The sequence below is a fragment of the Candidatus Schekmanbacteria bacterium RIFCSPLOWO2_02_FULL_38_14 genome (assembly GCA_001790855.1).
Lineage (GTDB): Bacteria > Schekmanbacteria > GWA2-38-11 > GWA2-38-11 > GWA2-38-11 > 2-02-FULL-38-14-A.
In genome coordinates, this window is record MGDH01000042.1 from 110864 (window position 1) to 129562 (window position 18699).

Sequence of the window (18699 nt, forward strand, 5' to 3'; positions counted from 1 at the left end):
GGGACAAGAATGTCCCGCCTATCGTATGGGATGTTACTTATGTCGTTCACTATAGTTTTTAGTAGTAGGTTATAATTTATTTATACATCCATAATAACCCTTGTATGCCAACCAATATCATCTTTTATAATTTTAAGCTGATGATAGGTAATTGCCTTTACTGTTGTATTTATGATATGAACTCCATCGTCATATCTTTCACCTCTAATTTCAGCAACTAGTTTCAACCATTCAACCTCTTCAGGGCTTTTTTTTTCTTTAAATGAAAAAGCGACTTCTTTATCCTTCTCTGTATTATTTTTAGATGCTATTATTTGACAAAAATCCTGTTTTTTATCTTTTGAAGTTATAGATGATGTATTTAGCTCTATAATCTTGAATTCTTTTAATATAATTCTTTCTTTATCATATATATATAAAAGCTCTCCAAGCCAGTTAACCATTATTTCATCAAGGTCCCTTCCTGTTACAGTTACACTTTTTGAAACTTTACTTTTCACAAGTGAGAGATCTGTTATTATGTCAAAAAGAGCATAGCCTGCATTAGAAAAAAGTTGAGGCAGGTTTTCCCCAAAAACCTCAATCCCTATATCTGATGTATGATCAATTAATCTGTATTTTTCCATATTCAAAGTTTGCTCCATAACGCCAATTAAAATATTTATAAATTTTATATTTTCTTCTATGTTCATTATATTCCCTAGTCGCTGATATATCAACAGGAGAGTAAAAAAGTATTACTGAAACAGTTATAATTTCAGATAACAAAGCTTAAAGAAAAGATTATTTTGACATTTCAAGACAGGATGGCTTCTCTCAATATCTTTGCTGCATCTTCTGGTAGTACCGGATTTGCATAAAGCCCTGTTCCCCATTCAAAACCCATCATATCACTGCATCTTGGTATTATTTCCCAGTGCCAGTGATATTCATTCACCAATCCGCGCTGAAACGGTGCAGAGTGGAGTACCATGCTGTAGGAAAGATTTCTCAGGGCTTTTTTTATTCCGGTCATAATTTCTTTAAAAATAATTGCCTGATCCTTTAACACATCATCACTGATTGCACCAAAGTCTGAAACATGCGTTTTAGGAGTAATGCATATTTCAAAAGGAAACTTTGATGCATAAGGACTAAAAACCAGAAATTTATCAGATTCTTTTATGATTCTCTTGCCTATATTTATCTCCTCATTAATTATATCACAATAAATACATCTCTCTTTGATTTTAAAATAATCTATGGAATTGTTCAACTCCTCATCAACTCTCTTAACAACAAATGGCATAGCTAAAATATGGGAATGGGAATGGCTGTAGTGGGTTGTAGGTATGCCGTGGTTTTTAACAATAATTATATGCTTGAATCTTGTATCCTTTCTTAAATCAAGGGCTCTCTGGCGATATACACCAAGTATAATTTGCAGCTGGTCAATTTCCAATTCTGTCCAGTCTGCATCGTGCTCAGGAGTTTCAATAACAACTTCATGGGCACCGACAGCGTTCATCATATCATACATTCCATGCCCTCTTTTTTTTAAATCCCCTTCTATTCTCAACAACGGAAACTTATCAGGAATGACTCTTACTCTCCATTTGCTCCTGCTGTCTTCACTCATAGGGTCTTTCACAGCTAATATTTCAACAGGAGATTTCTCCTCATTTCCAGGGCAAAAAGGGCAAATATGCTTTTCCTCTTCTGTGGTTGTAGTAACATATTCAGATAATTTATTGTTTCTGTCATCTGAAACAATAACCCATCTTCTTATTATAGGATCTTTGCGAAGCTCAGACATATCATTTTCTCCCTTCTTCCTTTCTGAAAATTGCCTCAAGAAGCCTTATCAGTTCTTCATAATTAATGGGTTTATTAATGTAATCATACGCCCCCTTAACAAAAGCATCAAGATAGCTTCCAACCTCACCAAAAGCTGTTACAATTATAACCGGAAGTTCCGGGTCTGTTTTTTTTATATTTTTTAAAAGTTTAAGCCCTCCTATTTCAGGCATCCTTAAATCCGTAATAATAACATCATATTTGTTGAGCTCCATTTTTTTTATCGCTTCTTTACCATTAAAACATACCACAACCTCATATCCGTCCTCTGAAAGAAGCTTTGATAATGTCTCAACCGCGTGTTTATCATCATCAACAAGTATGATTCGCTTTCTTACTTTTGATGAATCTGATAAATTCATTTTTATCTCCTTATTATGAATTATAAATTACAAAAATCATGTTTTAACAGGAATTATTATTGTAAAAGTTGTTCCTTTCCCGGGTAGACTTTCAAAACTGATTTTCCCGCTGTGATCCTCAATTATCTTTTGAGCAATTGATAGCCCGAGCCCTGTTCCTTTCTCCTTTGTGGAATAAAACATATCAAATATATTCTCACCATCTTTTATGCCAATCCCTGTGTCTCTTATCTTCACTATAACACCCTCATTATCCAGCAAGGTGCTAACCTCCAGACTCCCGCCTCTTGGCATTGCTTCAAGAGAGTTTGTTATTATGTTAAGAAAAATCTGTTTTACTCGTCCTGAGTCCATAGGAATTGAAGGCAGTTCAGTATAATTTTCATTTATTATAACGCCTTTATCTTTTGCTTCAATTTCAATAAGCTTTAAAGTTTCTTTAAGCACACGATTAATGTCATTCTCAATAAAATTCTTTTTTGAGACTTTTGAAAGGTCAAGAAAATCTTCTGTCAATTTATTAAGCCTGCTTATTTCTTTTCTGACAATATCTATCAGAATTACGGCCTCATCTTTTATATCTGCATTTATTTTTGAAATCCTTCTCTCAAGCAGGGTTAACTGTAAATTTATTGAGTTGAGCGGGTTTTTGACCTCATGAGCAAGGGCCGATGCAAAGATGCCGATTAAAGCGAGTTGTTCTGACCTCTCAAGGCGTGTCCTCGTCCTGTGCTGTTCCGTTGTATCCTTCACATATTCTACTATCTGGACAATTTCACCATTTTCATTTCTGAGAGGGAAGGCCGTTACATCTGCATAGAATTTGCTTCCGTCGTCTCTCTCCATAATCTCCTCTGAAAACGAAGGGGCTCCCGTTCTTTGTGCAATCTCGACAGGGCATGAAGGGCACTTGCTTTTTCCTTTTTTTAATTCTCTGAAGCAAACCCCTCCAATAATCTCTTCAGGTGTTTTACTAAACATTTTCGCAAATGCTCTATTGGTATTCATTATAACTAAATTTTTATCAATCAGAGTAATACCGTCTGTTATTCCGTCAAAGATAGCCTGGAGTTCTGTCTTGACTCTGAGAATTTCCCTTGAAGATCTCTCCTTCTCTTCAAGGATAACTCTCCTTGTATTAATCCTTACAAGCAAAAATGCTCCTGAACTTGAAGAGATTATAATCAAAAAAACCAATATCAATGTATTTACAAGATTAATTTTTAACAATTCCTCAACCTCTGAAACAGGCGCAACAACGCCTACGGACCATAAATCATCCCCAATCTGTACAGGCGCATAGGCAATAAAATTTGCATGACTTCCCCTAACTGAATACCTCCCGGTTCCCAATTTCCCCTGAACCATCTCTTTTTCTGTAGAAAATGAGCTATGGCAGGAAAAACATTTTTTCTCAGAAGTAAAAATATTTTTATTTACCATTTCCGGATGTTTTATATGGCTGAGTAAAATCCCGTTTTTATCAATAAGCCACGCAAATCCATTTTTTCCTGATTTGACTGGGAGTATGTAACGTTTTATAATTTTTTCTATTTCAACTTCAAGCAACACAGCACCTAAAAATCTTGACTCGCTGTATGATGATGAATCTTTAGAGGATTCGTCCTTATTACTTTTTAATACCAGAGGAAATATCATAACAATTGCAGGTCCCTTCCTGTTAAAATAATCCATTATAATAAGCGAATGCCCTGTTATTCTGGATTTTATAAAATAATTAATTTTGCTGTAATCCCTCTCAGGCTCTCCATATCCGATTTTTGATGAAAAGTACCTGGTTTTCCCCTCTCTGTCCACAACACCCAAAAATCTTACATACTCTTTTTCCTGACTATACAACACTTGTATTCTTCCCATAGTCTCTTTTTTCATATCTTTGACAACCTGGTAATTTGAAAAGAGTTCAAGTTTATCAATTAACTCTGAAAAATAATCTTGAATGTCGCTTGCAACTTCCTTTGCCAGCAATAACTGCTGGTAATTGAACTGGTCTGCAAGGGTATTTTTGCTTGAATAATAAATCCTGTAGGCAAAGAAAATAATAATAGATAAAAAGAGTATCAAAATGATAATTAATGAAACTATCTGTTTCTGTGCTTTTTTCATAAAATAAAAATATTTAGTTATTTTTTAGTTGATTTTAAAAAACAATATAATATGATTAATAAAATTTATTATATCTTCATGCTAATAGCAAATCAATGCTAATAGCAAATTCGATATATTAACCAGAAGGAGGTGATTTATGATGGGTTCAAAGAGTTTATTAAAAGTAATGGTCGTCCTCATAGCTTCTTCTCTACTTTTCACTGGGTGCGCTTGGCGTGCTGAGTGTTTAAAGGCAAGAGATGAAGCTGTAAAAGCATCTCAGGATTCACAGGCTGCGCTTCAGGAAGCAAAAAGTACCGCAGCAAAAGTAGAGGGAGCAACTGGAAAAGCTGAAGCTGCTGCAAGCAAAACAGACGCTGCTGCTGCCAAATGCGATGGAGTAGACGCTGCTGCAAGCAAAGCAGACGCTGCTGCTGCCAGAGCTGAAGAAGCTTCTAATAAGGCAACAGCCGCTGCAGAAAAAGCTGAGGCTATCTTCAACAAGATAATTAAAAAATAATTACCTGAATTTAAAAGCGCAAAGCCTTTACAATGTTCTGGCTTTGCGCTTATTTTTTTTCACTTGTTGTGGCAGGAACAACAGATATGCAAACAGGCAAACCGCTTTTTTCTTCCAAAGCTGATTTAATTTTTTCAATATCAACCTTATCAATGTAACCTAATTTCCCTAATAAGCTGATTGTTTCTTTCACAGGATTCTTCACCACACCATAAATATCATTATATACTTCAATATAGAGTTTATTATTTTTAATTCCAATTTTTACGGGCTGGTATAATATTTCAACTGTTGTTCCGACATTAGCTATTCTGTAAAAAAACTCCATATCCTCAGGATACAATCTTATACAACCATGCGTAGTAAGCCTTCCAATTGACCAGGGGGAGTTTGTTCCGTGAATTCCGTACCCCCTTGAAAGTGAAAGAAAGTATTTTCCTAGAGGATTATCAGGTCCCGGAGGAACAACTGTTTTAGGTTCCTCCATTGTACTTCTGATTGATTTCGGAACATACCATGTCGGGTTTTCTTTTTTTCCTGTTACTTTAAATTTTCCTTTGGGAGTCTGCCAGTCCTCCATTCCCAAACCAATTGGAAATGTATATAAAGAATTTGTCTTTGGAATGAAATAATAAAGCCTCATTTCAGGTATGTTTATCACTATCCCCTTGAAACTGCACTCAGGCAAAATCCATTCACTTGGAATTACCAAGATTTCATCTTCTGGCGGTATCCAAGGGTCTACTCCGCTGTTACAAATCTTAAGCTCAGCAAACCCCAGACTAAAACTTCTGGCAATATCAAGCAACGTGTCTGTCTTCCTAATTTTATATACCTTAATTTCTCCAATCATAGGCGTTGGAAACTTTGTTAAATTATTTTTAATCTTCTGGTTATAATAATATAACCCTTTTGAATCTGCTGAAAATCCTGGTTCAGCAAAAAGTAGGATTAAAAATACCAAAAAAACAGATATTTTTTTAAAGCACTCAGTCATTTTCTCTTGTCCTCTCTAAATATTTTTTATATTATGCATGAATATTCTTCAAAATAAATTTCAAGAAAGATTTATGAAAACTGTTTACATCATGAAATATTTTAAAACGACTTTTTCTGTTTTGTTTATCATGTCTCTTTTTTCATTTTCTTCAAACCACCTTAAGATTGCCCAGGCAGATGAAGCATTAAAATTTCAGAATAACATAAAAGATAAGGAAAGACAAAGAATAGAATCTGATATCTCCGTTAAAAGCAATATTTCATCTGCCTTAATAGTAAAACAATTTTTGAGAAAAATCTCAATAGAAGAAAGCAAAGAAGACATAAAAATCGTAGTTTATAAATCAAATAAATTAATTGAGGTTTATAAAAACGGCAATTTGAATTTCTCTCAAAATATTCTTTTAAGTCCTTTCTGGCGCGAGAAAAAAGAGATGCGTGGCGATAAAAAAACCCCTGAGGGAAAATACTATGTCTGCTGTAAAAAAAATAAAAGCAAATACAACTATTTTATTGGAATCAGTTATCCCAATGACCTTGATGCGCTTTATGCGCTGAAGAAAGACCTTATTTCTGTCAAAGAATTTATTTCAATTGATAAGGCAATAAAAGAGAGAAAGAAACCTCCTTGGAATACAAAACTTGGAGGCTACATAGGAATTCACGGGACAGGGAAAGATAAAGAATTTGAATCAAAGTGGAAAATAAACTGGACAGACGGCTGCATTGCCATCAGTGATGATGCCATGGAAAAGGTTTACAATATTGTGGAAATCGGAACCCCTGTAATGATTCTGCCATAAAGTCTGGACACGTGTAAGATGCCATTACACTGGTTTAAGAAAAAATATTTTCTCTCTCTTTATTCTGAATTTTAACCTCTGGCTTTACACAGTGTACATAGCATCCGCCTCATTAGTTATTTTCAGAAGTCTTGATTCAAGCTCTTTTCTTTTTTCTTCCAAGACATCATCTGAAGAATCCTGCTCAACAAACATAGGCTCTCCGTATTTCATACATATTCTTGAAAATGGCTTTGGGACAATGAACCTGTCCCAGCTGTTGAAACTCCATTTTTTTTCTGCTCCAACCGTAACAGGCAGTATTGGCATACCAGTACTCTTTGCAATCTGGATTATACCCAGTTTAACATTATATATTGGTCCTCTTGGCCCATCAGTAGCAATTCCTACTATATGCCCCTTCTCTAAAACCTCTATTATTTCGCGGGTTGAACTTATTCTTCCCCTTGAACTGGAGCCTCTTACAGGAACTATACCAAAGCTCTCAACAACCCTTGCAATCATCTCCCCATCCTTGCTGTAACTTATCAAAACTCTCCCGTTGCTCTTTTTAAAGTGGTAAATGAGATATAAAAATCTCTGATGCCAGAATGCATACAAAATTGAAGGATAATCTTTTTTAAGTCTCTCTTCAGACTCTCTGCCTATGATTTCTACTCTGTAACTTTTTGCTAAAAGATTAAATATTCTGGTTCCAATCTTCTTAATCAAAAATAAAATAATTCTCTGACGAAACCTTTTCAATTTAAAAACTCCGCAATCTCCTTTGCAGCTATCATGCTTGCACCGCTTCCTCCAAGACTGGAGGCAATTTCAGAAAGCTTTCGCTCTATAGATTTTCTCTTCTTTTCTGACTTTAAAACTGAAATAACATAAGCAGAAAGATTCTCACCGTTTACTTCTTCCTGTTCAAGTTCAGGAACAATCTCTTTTCCTGCCATTATATTTACCAAACCCCATTGTTTAATCTTGAGCATTCTCCTTCCAATAATCTCTGTTATTTTGGATAATCTGTATACAATTAACATCGGAGAACCAAGAATTGCTGCTTCAAGGGTTGCAGTGCCGGAACAGATGATGGAAATATCAGAAACTCTCATAACTTCGTGGGAATTCCCATCCACAACTTTCACCTCAACACCCTTGCCGCTTATAATTTTTTTTACATAAGATTCATCAACCTCTTTTGCTCTTGGAAGAATAAACTGAGCATCAGATATCTTTTCTCTAATCAGCAAAGCACCATCCATCATTGATGGAAGGAGAAACCTTACCTCCTTGTTTCTGCTTCCTGGCAGTATTCCGATTATTGGAGAAGAAGGATTTAATCCTAACTGCGAACATATGAGCTCTTTATCGCTATCCGCATTGATTACATCAAACAACGGATGGCCAATAAATCTTACATCAACACCCGCATTTCTGTATATATCAACCTCAAATGGAAGGATGACCAGCATTTTATTAACTCTTTTTTTTATCTTTTTTATTCTCCCGCTTCCCCATGCCCATATCTGTGGACTTATGTAATAGATTACAGGAATGTTCCTGCCCCTTATTTCTGCAGCAATGTGCAGATTAAATCCCGGAAAGTCCAAAAGGACTGCAGCATTGATTGTATTCGTATCAAGCAGTTTCAATATGTCTCTTTTAATCTTTCTTATAAGTGATACCTTGGAGACAGCTTCCCATAACCCTATGACCGACATATCTTTTACATCATATAATATCTTAACCCCCTCTTCCCGCATCTTCTCTCCGCCTGTACCAACAATATTTATTGATGAATCGATTTTCTTTAACTCATGAACCAATTTTGCCCCATAAAGGTCTGCCGATTTGTCACCAACTATTATTAGCAAAGTTTTGTTTTTTGATGATGGATTCATTCTGTTAAATTAAAAAAATAAAATGCAATAATGATAAATCACAATCAAAAGATGTATTAAGAAAAGATATTTTTACCTTAGGTTTAAATTTATGATTTTTAATTTTATGGCATGCTTTATATTCAAGCCCTGTTTCAAATGTCAGCACATATATCTATTCATTTTTCTGAAAGGGGTATATTATACCTTTTTATTTCCCTTCAGCGAGTTGATTATTTTTAAAGCAATATCAAGAGATCTCGTTTCATCTTTCTCTTTTAAATTTCTCTTGTCTTCATTTTCGATGCAGTCAAGGAAATGTTTTATCTGAAGTTTAAGCGGATTATCCTTATAAACAAATAATCTTTCTATAAATGATTCCTGCTTGTACCGTATCTCCTCCCTGCTTACAAAGTAACCTGAATCAGCACGCCTGTGGATATGAATATCCTGATCAGTATAATCAAGAAAAATATATGCATCACGCTGTGTAATTGCCAGTGTCCTTAGCTTGTGCTCCGAAGCCCTGCTTGCTGTAATTGTAGCTATGCATCCGTTCTCAAAAAGCATCTGAACTGTTGCAATATCTTCCTTTTCTGAATAGACAGACCTTCCAAGAGCGCTATAATTCAAAATATCTGAATCAACAAGATTTAAAATTATATCTATATCATGTATCATCAAGTCCATTATAACGCTGTCATCTTTAACTCTTGATATAAAAGGACCTATTCTGCGGCTCTCAATCAGAAGAGGATCTTTGATTATCTTCTTTAATTCCTGCACAGCACCATTGAATCTCTCAACATGTCCAACACGGATAACAAGGTTCTTCCTTTTGGCAATATCAAAGAGTTCTTCAGCCTCCCCAAGGGTTGTAGTAAACGGTTTTTCAACGAGCACGTGAACCCCTGCTTCAAGGCAATCCTTAGCTGCTTTGTAGTGTAAGGCTGTTGGAACAGCTATGCTTACAGCCTCAACTTCATTCAATAACTCCTTATAATCAATATAGGCTCTGATTCCGTATCTCTCGGCAAGTGCTTCAACTTTTTCTTTATCAACATCAGCTATTCCTATTAACTCAGCATTAATTAACTGCTCTGCGTATACATTTACATGATAATGCCCCATATGGCCTGTACCTATAACTCCTGTTTTTATTTTTTTCAACTTCCTAATCTCCTTTGGAAAACAACCTGAATCTTTATCTGTTGAAGCTGCCTTATTTACAAATCCCTCTTTCAGAATTTTCTATGAATCCTACAAGGTGATCAATCTCATTGCATTTTGGAATTTCGCTCTTAATTCTTTCAAGCGCCTGAGACACATTCAGTCCTGACTGAAAAAGAAAACAATATGCCTCTTTCAGGCAGTCAATCGCTTCTTCTGGAATATTATTCCTTTTCAGTCCGATTATGTTGAGCCCATAAGGTTTGGTTGTAACACCCCTGACAATAACAAAAGGAGGAACATCTTTTGATACTCCTGAAAACCCGCTTATCAATGCAAGCTTTCCGATTTTGCAGAACTGGTGTATTCCAACAAACCCTGAAATTATTGCTCTCTCTTCAACCTTTACATGCCCTGACAGACCTACATAGTTTGTAATTACAACATTGTCTCCTATTTCGCAGTCATGGGCAACATGGGAATATGCCATAACCATAACATTGCTTCCTATAACAGTTGCCCTTTCTTCCTGAGATGACCTGTGAATAGTTACAAATTCTCTTATCTGAGAATTATCACCTATTTTAACAAAAGACTTTTTATCTCTGAATTTCTGGTCCTGAGGTTTCCCTCCAATTTTTGCTCCTGATGACACCTCACATTCTTTTCCAATGGTAGTCCACTTTTCTAAAAGCACATTTGATGCAACCTCTGTATTATCACCTATGAAAACTTCTTCTTCAACAACCGTATAGGGACCTATTATCACATCCCTCCCAATCTCAGCTTTGGGATGAACTACTGCAGTGGGATGAATTTTCATTTATCTTTCCTCATTAAATCGCTTATTCTGAGATCAGAAACATAAGCCTGAAGTTTCCCTTCAGTAACAAGAACATCCTCTACAAAAGCCTTCCCGTCAACTCTCCAGATTCTGTCCCTTCTCTTTGTAACAACAATCTCCATTTTTAGCTGGTCGCCGGGTACAACATTTTTTCTGAATTTGACCTTATCCATGCTCATGAAATAGATGACCTTTTCTGCATCACCGGTTGAAACAAGCAAAAGCAAACATCCCAGTTGTGCCAGTGCTTCAATAATCAAAACTCCGGGCATAACCTTGTGCCCCGGAAAATGTCCAGGGAAAAAAGGTTCATTGGCAGTTACATTTTTTATTCCGACTATCCTTTTGTTATTTTCTATTTCAACCACTCTGTCAACAAGCAAAAAAGGATATCTGTGAGGAAGAAGTTTTTCTATTTCATTTATATTCAGCATATATAAACCTCTAATCTTTCTATTTTTGTTTTTCTTTTATTGCCAATTTCTGTTCTAATTTTAAGATTTTCTTTTCAAGTTTTTTTAACTTCTTGAAAAATTCCGGAAGTTTCGGAAGGCACACCTGAGTCCTTCTCCATTTATGGTGAGGATAAGCCGGAGCCCCGCTTACAACTGAATTAGCTTTTATATCCTTTCCTACACCTGATTTTGCACCAACTACCACATAATCACCAATCCTGACATGGTCAGCAATACCAACCTGTCCTGCCAAAAGAACATTATCCCCTATAACGCAGCTTCCAGATATTCCAACCTGAGATACCAGTATGTTATTCTCGCCTATTGTTACATTGTGTCCAATCTGAACCAGATTGTCTATCTTGGTCCCTTTCTTGATAATAGTTTTTCCAAGAGTAGCCCTGTCAATAGACACATTCGAGCCTATTTCAACATCATCCTCAATAACCACTGAACCAACCTGTGGAATCTTGATATGTTTTCCATTCTCTTGTACAAATCCAAAGCCATCGCTTCCAACCGAAGTCCCGCTGTGGATTATCACTCTTTTTCCTATCTCTGTGCCTTCCCTGACTGAAACATTTGGATATATGATCGTGTCCTCATCAATTTTTGAATTTCTGCCTATGAAACTTCCAGGCATAACAGTTACCCTGTCGCCTATTTCCACATTATCTTCAATAACAACAAAGGGGTAAACTGACAGGTCCTTCCCAAACCTTACATTTTCTCCAATAACAGTGTTTCTATCAACACCAACGGGCTTTCTTTTTTCAACATAAAAGAGGTTAATAAGCTTTGCAAATGCCATATACGGGTTTGGAACAATTATCATTGCTCTGTTGCAATCAGGTATCTCCTTTGCAACAAGTATTGCTGATGCGTGAGTCTTATATAACAGAGGAAAAAATTTTGGGTTAACAAAAAAAGTAATATCTCCTTCCTTGGCTTCCTCAATCCCTGAAACGCCTGAAATTGAAATATCACTCCTGCCGACTACTTTCCCTCCAACAATTTCACCTATCTCTCCAAGACTCTTAATCATTAAATCAACCCCTTTCATTTTTTATTCTACTTTTAACCCTTTCCTTTGCCATTGTAGAGTTTTATCACTTTGTCAGTAATATCAATTGCAGAAGATGTGAATATAGCATTCTGTCTTTCCATTATCAAAGAAAACTTCTCCTCTTCACCCACCGTCCTTACGAGCTCAATAATGTCTGAGAGTATCTTATCAGTAAAATTTTTATTCTTTCTCTGAAATTCATCTTTAAGGTCAGTCTGATGCCTTCTGTATTCTTTCACTTTCTTGTCATATTCCTCCTCCTTCTCCTGTTTAACCTTCTCGCTCCAGAGAGAACCTCTCTTTGTTATTTCCTCTTCAAGTTTCTTAATATCATCTTCCTTTGCATTAAGCTCTTTTTTCTTTTTTTCAAACTCAACCTCAAGAAGTTTTACTGCCTCTTTCCCTTTTAACGACTCATTAAGAACTTTTTGCAAATCTACAACTCCAATCTTTGACGTCTCAGCATTTGCCATTTGCGGAATTGCAATAATTAATATAAGAGTAAAAACCTTAAATAAATATTTCATAAAAAATCTCCTGTGTCTTGGTTCTTAGTTTTAAGTTTTTAGTTTTAAATTCCATTTTCTAAATTTCTCTTTTAAATATTTTGCTGCTTAATTTTGCTTTTTAATAGAATGTCCCTCCTACTCCAAAGTGGAATTGTGTCGCTGATTCCCCCTTCTCTTTGTCAAGTTTATATCCAATGTCTATACGGACAGGACCTATTGGCAGAAAAAGCCTTGTACCTACTCCCACGCTTTTTTTCACATTACTGAGCAAATTTTCACTGTTCAGGACTGCATTGCCTGCATCAAAAAACAATATAAGCTGCACCTGATTTGGCAGGATTGGAATAATGTATTCTGCATTAAATACAATCTCTTTGTTTCCTCCGATTTTATTTTCAAACTTGTCCGCAGGTCCTATATCTTCATTCTGGTATCCCCTGATAGTCCTTGCACCTCCGAGTTTGAACCTTTCATAGACAGGAACACTTTTTCCATTGTAATCATCAACGTAACCAAAAGTGCCGTGGAGAAGAAGCGCAGTATCACCCCACATTGGATAATACTTGCTGCTGTCAACTATTATCCTGTAAAAGTTTATGTCTCCCCCAAGAAAAGCACCTGCATGCTCATAGGATATTTCGTGCCTTGTTCCGCTTGTTGGAAATAATGGATGGTTTCTTGTATCTCTTGTAAAACTGTAAAGGTTACTTATTGTAGTGTTGCTTCCCTCGAACTGTTTAATTATGTCTGATGATTTTATGTCAATGTTTGAAAGGCTCTCATTAACATATTTTGGAGAGAAAAATGCCCATACTCTTTCAAAGACCCTAAATCCAAACCTCACCCTTCCGCCTGTTTCCTTTCTTGTGTAATCATCATTGAAATCCTCTGACCTCCTGTTAAAAAGGTCAAAGCCTGCGCTTATAGGCTTATCCATAAACCAAGGATTGGTGAAGCTCAGGTCAAACTGTGTTGTCCTGGTGCTGAACTGGCCGCTGAGAGAAATTCTGTACCCTCTCCCGAAAAGGTTATCTTCAGAAACACTTATTACTCCGACTAAGCTCTCAGCAGAACTGAATCCGCCGCCAAATGTAAGAGTGCCTGTTGGTTTTTCCTCAACATTCATTTCAAGGTCAAGGCGATTTTTCCCTTTCCCTCTCTTTGTTTTAGCCTTAATGTCTCCAAAAAACCCAAGGGCATAAATATCATCTCGGCTTTGCCTCAGCTTCAGGCTGTTGACTGGGTCTCCTTCAGCAATATTAAGTTCCCGCCTTATCACTTTATCCTTTGTCTTATAATTACCTGTGATTTCAATTCTTCCAAGATAATATCTTTCACCCTTGTCAATGGTGATATTCATGTTGATAACAGGAAGGTCTTTTGGGAATTTCCTTACAGGAATAATATCAGCAAAAAGATATCCCTTCTGAGCATGCATATCACTTAGTGCAATAATCCCGTTTTCAAGTTTGCCACGGTTGAAAATGGAGCCCTTTTTAAATCCAAGAATACCCGCAACTTCCTTGTCTGAAAACAAAGTATTTCCCCGTATGTCAATTCTTCCTACCTTAAACTGCCTTCCCTCCTTTATGGGGATAATAAGAAACATATTCTTTCTGTCGCTTGAAAGCTCTATCCTTGGCTCATCTATCTCAACTTCTATGAAACCATTGTCCTGATAGAAAGAATCTATTTTTTCCAGATCCTTTTTAAAAACATCCTCTTTAAAATCACCTGCTGAAGTCGCCCATGCAAACAGCCAATCCTCTTTTGTATCCATAACAGCTTTTATCTGTTTATCTGTAAAGGCATTGTTCCCTTCTATTATTATTTTTTTCAGGGTTACCTGATTCCCTTCAGTAATATTAAACACAACCTCAACACTGTTTTTTGGCATGGGTTTTTGTGTATAGGAAATTTCAACAAGATAATATCCCTCGTTCTGATAGAGGGTTCTGATTTTTTTAATTGAAGCATCAATCTCTTTTCTTGACAAAATTGTATCAACTATAAGGGTAATTTCTTTCTTTATCTTTTCTGTATCAATAAGCTTGTTTCCGCTAACAGTTATAATCTTTACAGTTGGTTTTTCAGAAACAATATAGGTCAGAATAACTCCTCGCTGCACTTTCTCTTTCTCGACCTGAACATCTTTAAAAAAACCAAGGTCAAAAACAGCGCTTATATCCTTGCTTATCTGTTCAGAAGATAAAAATGTCCCTGCCTTGGATTCTATTTTAGAAAGGATTGTTGAGGTCTCAATCTTTTTATTTCCCTGAACCTTAATTTCAAAAATCTTTTCCCTGCCATCATCTTCATCAGCAGCGTTGCTATCAGCAAAAAAGACTGAAAAAGTTAACAGGACTATCAGAAGCATGAAAAAGTTCTTCAATAAATAAATCCCCTTGAAAACCACCTCTTTATAATAAAATACATAGCGCATCCTCACCTTGGGTTTGCAGCAATGAGCCTCAAATCCAAGTTTTTTTAAATATCAACTAAATAAGATTTTGTAAATAAAAATTAAGAATTCATTTTATAAATTATCTTTAGTCCTTCAAGCGTCAGGAAAGGATATACTTTTTTGATTTTCTTTGATTCTGAAGCAATAACCTCTGCCAAGCCACCGGTTGCAACAACAAAACTTTTTTCTCCGAGTTCTTTTTCAAGGCGACTGATAAGCCCGTCAACTAGCCCTGCATAACCAAAAATTATACCTGACTGCATGCTGTTTGCAGTGTTTTTGCCCAAAACCCTGTCAGGTTTTTTCAATTCTATCCTCGGCAGTTTTGCAGCCCTCTGAAAAAGCGCCTCAAGTGCAATCATTATGCCGGGGACTATAATCCCTCCCCTGTATTCAGCATTTTTGGATATTGAGCAGAAAGTCGTTGCTGTCCCGAAATCAACAACAATTGTAGGTCCGCCGTATTTTTTGAATGCTGCTACTGCATTGACAATCCTGTCTGCCCCAACCTCCTTTGGATTATCATAAAGAATCCTGAGCCCTGTTTTTGTTTCTGAATCAACTATAATAGGAACCACATTGAAATACTTCTCAGCCATCCCAACTAGTGGAGAAATTATTGGAGGAACAACAGATGAAATTATCATTGAATCTATCATTTCAAACTTTACTTCACTTGAAAAATTAAAAAGGTCTCTGAAAACCACTCCATACTCATCAACTGTTCCGTCTTTCTTTGTGGTTATTCTCCAGTTCACAACAAGTCTGTCTTTATCATAAACGCCAATTACCGTATTTGTATTGCCCACATCAACAACTAGCAACATTTGAAAACTCCTTTATATAAAATGGTTCAAGGAATTGTAACAATCTTTCTCTCCCCATTATCATCAACATACACCACAGAACCCTCAATTACCATTCCATCATCTATGGAAACGCCATTATCAATAATTGCCATTTTCATCCTGACACCACTCCCTACCCTCACATTTTCCAAAACCACTGATTCCACTATAGATGTATTGTTCCCAACTTGGCAATTTTCTCCAAGAACTACAAGTTCCAGATTAACATTTCCGCTGGCAATCATGCAATTTTTTCCGGTAAAATAACTCTCAATCTCATATTTTCTTTTAATGAAAGGAATCCGGTTCTGTAAAATCTCCTTGTGAACTTTTAGGTATCTCTTAAGCGTTCCAATATCATTGAAGTACCCTGAAAGCTGATAACTGCACACCTTTTCTCCTTTCTCAATAAGCATTGGATAAACCTGCGCATTTATCTCATAGAAAATACCTGAGGGAACAAAATCAAAGATTCTTGATTCAAAAATATGAACTCCTGCAAATACTTTTCTCCGAAGCGGTTTACCAGTGTATTGAATTTTCCCGAGAATATTTCTTACCCCGCAATCTTCATCCACTTCGACAGAACCATATTCTTCCTCTTCATTGATATCTGTAAGAACCATTGTAGCAATTGCATTGTTCTGCCTGTGAAACCTGATTGCATCCTGCAAATCAAAATCAATCAGAGTGTCGCTATTAATCATAATAAAAGTTGAATTTTTTAAGAACTCTTCAGCTTTTTTTAAACCTCCTGCAGTGCCCATTATTTCTGTTTCATAGGAATATGCAATGTTCATTCCCAGTCTGGAACCATCCCCTACAATATTTTTTATCGAATCAGGAAGATAATGCAGGTTTATCACAGCTTCATTTATTCCGTTTTTCTTTATGAACTTCAGATTTTGTAATATCAGAGGAACATTCATCACAGGAATTGCAGGCTTTGCCCTTTTAAAAGTCAAAGGCTGAAGCCTCTTTCCAAAACCTGCTGCAAGTATCATTGCCTTCATTACTAATTTTTCTCCTGAATAGTTCTCCCCACTTTAGAAAAGGGGGGCAAGGGGGGATTTGACTCTCTCTTGACTCCTCGACCCCTCAAATCCCTGAACCCTAAAACATTTCATCTTTCAAACTTGTTTTTCTGTTTTATCCTTGACAAATGCTGTATATTCCTTTATCAAGTATCACTATTCACTGCGGGGTGGAGCAGTCTGGTAGCTCGTCGGGCTCATAACCCGAAGGCCACAGGTTCAAATCCTGTCCCCGCTACTCTTTGTAATTAAAGGCTTGGAGTTTTCTCTAAGCCTTTTTTAATTCCTTCGCAATCTTTATACCAAAACCCAGGAACAGTCCGCCTTTCATTATTTTTAGTGGTTGTTTAAAGAGTTTGACTTCTTTGGTTGGACTTTTTTAATATAACCCCACTCAATAGCCTTATTAAGCATATGTTTAAAACAGCCCATCTCTTTATTTCCTGCTATGGTAGTACTTTCTTAGCATATTCAAAAAATCTCTCACAGTCTTTTAGAACTTTTTCAGACTCTGATTTAAGAACTAATCTTTCTTCATACTCAGCTATATTTTTAATGCGGAGTATTCTAATAATCCTATTGGAATTTATATCTATATCTTCACCACTTTAAATTGTCTTAAAAAGAGTTACAGCCTCGCTATGACTTTCCCCGATATGACGTTTCCCTAAGAAATATACACACATTGCATCACACACTGCTATACAGCAATGGATAGCATTAATTGTTGACGCATTCCATTCCTGTTTGTTAAAAGAATTTTTTGCTGCATGCAGACATTCTTCAGCTCTCTTAATGTAATTGACATATAATGATTTTGAAACATCTCTGGTTTTTAATTTAGGCATAATTAAAACTCTTCTCTTCTGGAAATATTTGCATGCCATTTTCTACTTCAGAAATAATTTTTAACTTCTTCCTTTGTTTTATTTCCTTTTCTGTTAAGATATAAGGAGCAAGTCTGTTCCCATAAAGCTCAAGGCACATAGTTGATAATTTTTCTAAATATACTTCGAGTTTTTGTTTATCCTTTTCATTTCTGACTAAGATAAATATATCTATATCACTATCTGGTCTCTCTGAACCGTTTACCAAAGACCCAAATAATATTACTTTTTTAATCAGAGTTTTTGGCAAAGTTTTCAAGATAGTCTTTTTCAGATCTTCCAACGGCAATTTTATTTCTGAAACTCCTTTGACTAATTTTGATAAAACCTGAAAAGCATAGCTTCTCCGGTTTACTTTCCATAAATGAGCTTTGCCGACAGTAATAAAATTTACAAAATTCAATTCTGAAAGCTCCCGTAAGGTTCTATTTATGCTCATATGGGAAACTTTTAAAACAGAGGCTATTTCTCTTTCGCTCATAGAAGCATCATGACCCAAAAGAAATTTTATAATTTTTACTTTTACTTTTGAGTTTAAAATATCTAATATTGAAATATGATATTTCATATTAATTCCTTTGTAACAAATATGTTACAAGTGTAACATATTCCAATCCATTGTCAATTCATTCCTTAACCGGAGGTATGAATCCAAGAGAAAAGCCTTTTCAATTGCTTTAAAATAAGCTTACAAGAAAATAAGTCAATACAAAAGCATGAAAGAATGGTAGCGAAATTTCTTGGAATTAAAATGATATGAGGATTAAAAAAAACCGGATCATTTTTCTGAGAGTCAAAACCTCATAGAGTTCAGGTTTTTATCCGGCGGTGAGGGATTAAAGAGAATCGTCCCCCTAAACACAATGCGAATATAAGGATATTACATTAAAACTGATAGAAGCAAAAAACATTCTGTTTTCCCGCT

Annotated in this window: 18 protein-coding genes, 1 tRNA gene and 1 pseudogene; 3 read left to right on the plus strand and 17 right to left on the minus strand. The window is 35.9% G+C overall.

Features of this window, described 5'->3' with window-relative positions; all coding sequences use genetic code 11:
• Positions 1–80: 80 nt before the first annotated feature.
• The 4 genes from A3H37_08340 to A3H37_08355 all read right to left on the minus strand — a co-directional run bounded on the left by A3H37_08340 (position 81) and on the right by A3H37_08355 (position 4325).
• Positions 81–692: a hypothetical protein gene (locus A3H37_08340; protein OGL48023.1), complete on the minus strand. Its 612-nt coding sequence runs from the start codon at positions 690–692 to the stop codon at positions 81–83.
• A 104-nt stretch (positions 693–796) separates the two neighbouring features.
• Positions 797–1795 (minus strand): hypothetical protein, encoded by a 999-nt coding sequence (locus A3H37_08345; protein OGL48024.1) that lies wholly within the window; start codon positions 1793–1795, stop codon positions 797–799.
• A 1-nt stretch (position 1796) separates the two neighbouring features.
• Positions 1797–2198, minus strand: coding sequence for a hypothetical protein (locus A3H37_08350; GenBank protein OGL48025.1), 402 nt, complete (start codon positions 2196–2198; stop codon positions 1797–1799).
• A gap of 36 nt (positions 2199–2234) precedes the next feature.
• On the minus strand, positions 2235–4325 hold the full coding sequence (locus A3H37_08355) for a hypothetical protein (protein ID OGL48026.1): 2091 nt from the start codon (positions 4323–4325) through the stop codon (positions 2235–2237).
• A gap of 139 nt (positions 4326–4464) precedes the next feature.
• On the opposite strand from A3H37_08355, the gene A3H37_08360 reads away from it, so the two are divergent.
• Complete coding sequence (locus A3H37_08360) at positions 4465–4827, plus strand: hypothetical protein (GenBank protein ID OGL48027.1); 363 nt, start codon at positions 4465–4467, stop codon at positions 4825–4827.
• Between the two features lie 49 nt (positions 4828–4876).
• Here the strand turns inward: A3H37_08360 and A3H37_08365 are convergent, their stop codons facing one another.
• Positions 4877–5680 (minus strand): hypothetical protein, encoded by an 804-nt coding sequence (locus tag A3H37_08365; protein ID OGL48070.1) that lies wholly within the window; start codon positions 5678–5680, stop codon positions 4877–4879.
• 217 nt (positions 5681–5897) lie between these two features.
• Here A3H37_08365 and A3H37_08370 point away from each other — a divergent pair, with 217 nt between their 5' ends.
• The gene (locus A3H37_08370) at positions 5898–6629 is read left to right on the plus strand and encodes a hypothetical protein (GenBank protein ID OGL48028.1); all 732 of its coding nucleotides are present in this window, start codon (positions 5898–5900) and stop codon (positions 6627–6629) included.
• Positions 6630–6713: 84 nt separating this feature from the next.
• Here A3H37_08370 and A3H37_08375 read toward each other — a convergent pair whose 3' ends face one another.
• From A3H37_08375 to A3H37_08420, 10 genes are all read right to left on the minus strand, one after another.
• A complete protein-coding gene (locus tag A3H37_08375) occupies positions 6714–7373 on the minus strand; it encodes a hypothetical protein (protein ID OGL48029.1) in 660 nt (219 codons plus the stop codon).
• A complete protein-coding gene (locus A3H37_08380; protein OGL48030.1) occupies positions 7370–8518 on the minus strand; it encodes a lipid-A-disaccharide synthase in 1149 nt (382 codons plus the stop codon). The genes A3H37_08375 and A3H37_08380 overlap by 4 nt, the downstream gene beginning before the upstream one ends.
• Before the next feature lie 180 nt (positions 8519–8698).
• Complete coding sequence (locus A3H37_08385) at positions 8699–9628, minus strand: oxidoreductase (protein ID OGL48071.1); 930 nt, start codon at positions 9626–9628, stop codon at positions 8699–8701.
• Between the two features lie 91 nt (positions 9629–9719).
• The gene (locus A3H37_08390; GenBank protein ID OGL48031.1) at positions 9720–10490 is read right to left on the minus strand and encodes an acyl-[acyl-carrier-protein]--UDP-N-acetylglucosamine O-acyltransferase; all 771 of its coding nucleotides are present in this window, start codon (positions 10488–10490) and stop codon (positions 9720–9722) included.
• Positions 10487–10945, minus strand: a complete 459-nt coding sequence (locus A3H37_08395) for a 3-hydroxyacyl-[acyl-carrier-protein] dehydratase FabZ (GenBank protein ID OGL48032.1) — start codon at positions 10943–10945, stop codon at positions 10487–10489. Before A3H37_08395 ends, A3H37_08390 begins: the two co-directional genes overlap by 4 nt.
• A 19-nt stretch (positions 10946–10964) precedes the next feature.
• Positions 10965–12011: a UDP-3-O-(3-hydroxymyristoyl)glucosamine N-acyltransferase gene (locus tag A3H37_08400; protein OGL48072.1), complete on the minus strand. Its 1047-nt coding sequence runs from the start codon at positions 12009–12011 to the stop codon at positions 10965–10967.
• 32 nt (positions 12012–12043) lie between these two features.
• Entirely contained in the window at positions 12044–12559 is a 516-nt protein-coding gene (locus A3H37_08405; GenBank protein ID OGL48033.1) for a hypothetical protein, read from the minus strand.
• A 100-nt stretch (positions 12560–12659) separates the two neighbouring features.
• A complete protein-coding gene (locus A3H37_08410) occupies positions 12660–14984 on the minus strand; it encodes an outer membrane protein assembly factor BamA (GenBank protein ID OGL48034.1) in 2325 nt (774 codons plus the stop codon).
• Positions 14985–15064: 80 nt separating this feature from the next.
• Positions 15065–15832, minus strand: a complete 768-nt coding sequence (locus tag A3H37_08415) for a pantothenate kinase (protein OGL48035.1) — start codon at positions 15830–15832, stop codon at positions 15065–15067.
• A 26-nt stretch (positions 15833–15858) separates the two neighbouring features.
• Positions 15859–16866, minus strand: coding sequence for a hypothetical protein (locus tag A3H37_08420; GenBank protein ID OGL48036.1), 1008 nt, complete (start codon positions 16864–16866; stop codon positions 15859–15861).
• Between the two features lie 185 nt (positions 16867–17051).
• Between A3H37_08420 and A3H37_08425 the strand changes: the two genes are divergently transcribed.
• Positions 17052–17125: transfer RNA gene (locus A3H37_08425), tRNA-Met, on the plus strand.
• Between the two features lie 208 nt (positions 17126–17333).
• Here the strand turns inward: A3H37_08425 and A3H37_08430 are convergent.
• Positions 17334–17738, minus strand: a pseudogene (locus tag A3H37_08430) (hypothetical protein).
• A complete protein-coding gene (locus A3H37_08435) occupies positions 17728–18342 on the minus strand; it encodes a hypothetical protein (GenBank protein ID OGL48037.1) in 615 nt (204 codons plus the stop codon). The pseudogene A3H37_08430 and the gene A3H37_08435 overlap by 11 nt, the downstream one beginning before the upstream one ends.
• Positions 18343–18699 lie beyond the last annotated feature (357 nt).

Coding starts and splice junctions, on each gene's coding strand:
- A3H37_08340 (OGL48023.1), bottom strand. CDS start 692: ATGAACATAGAAGAAAATATAAAATTTATAAATATTTTAATTGGCGTT.
- A3H37_08390 (OGL48031.1), bottom strand. CDS start 10,490: ATGAAAATTCATCCCACTGCAGTAGTTCATCCCAAAGCTGAGATTGGG.
- A3H37_08355 (OGL48026.1), bottom strand. CDS start 4,325: ATGAAAAAAGCACAGAAACAGATAGTTTCATTAATTATCATTTTGATA.
- A3H37_08415 (OGL48035.1), bottom strand. CDS start 15,832: ATGTTGCTAGTTGTTGATGTGGGCAATACAAATACGGTAATTGGCGTT.
- A3H37_08405 (OGL48033.1), bottom strand. CDS start 12,559: ATGAAATATTTATTTAAGGTTTTTACTCTTATATTAATTATTGCAATT.
- A3H37_08420 (OGL48036.1), bottom strand. CDS start 16,866: ATGAAGGCAATGATACTTGCAGCAGGTTTTGGAAAGAGGCTTCAGCCT.
- A3H37_08370 (OGL48028.1), top strand. CDS start 5,898: ATGAAAACTGTTTACATCATGAAATATTTTAAAACGACTTTTTCTGTT.
- A3H37_08400 (OGL48072.1), bottom strand. CDS start 12,011: ATGATTAAGAGTCTTGGAGAGATAGGTGAAATTGTTGGAGGGAAAGTA.
- A3H37_08350 (OGL48025.1), bottom strand. CDS start 2,198: ATGAATTTATCAGATTCATCAAAAGTAAGAAAGCGAATCATACTTGTT.
- A3H37_08435 (OGL48037.1), bottom strand. CDS start 18,342: ATGAAATATCATATTTCAATATTAGATATTTTAAACTCAAAAGTAAAA.
- A3H37_08365 (OGL48070.1), bottom strand. CDS start 5,680: ATGATTGGAGAAATTAAGGTATATAAAATTAGGAAGACAGACACGTTG.
- A3H37_08385 (OGL48071.1), bottom strand. CDS start 9,628: ATGGGGCATTATCATGTAAATGTATACGCAGAGCAGTTAATTAATGCT.
- A3H37_08380 (OGL48030.1), bottom strand. CDS start 8,518: ATGAATCCATCATCAAAAAACAAAACTTTGCTAATAATAGTTGGTGAC.
- A3H37_08395 (OGL48032.1), bottom strand. CDS start 10,945: ATGCTGAATATAAATGAAATAGAAAAACTTCTTCCTCACAGATATCCT.
- A3H37_08360 (OGL48027.1), top strand. CDS start 4,465: ATGATGGGTTCAAAGAGTTTATTAAAAGTAATGGTCGTCCTCATAGCT.
- A3H37_08345 (OGL48024.1), bottom strand. CDS start 1,795: ATGTCTGAGCTTCGCAAAGATCCTATAATAAGAAGATGGGTTATTGTT.
- A3H37_08410 (OGL48034.1), bottom strand. CDS start 14,984: ATGCGCTATGTATTTTATTATAAAGAGGTGGTTTTCAAGGGGATTTAT.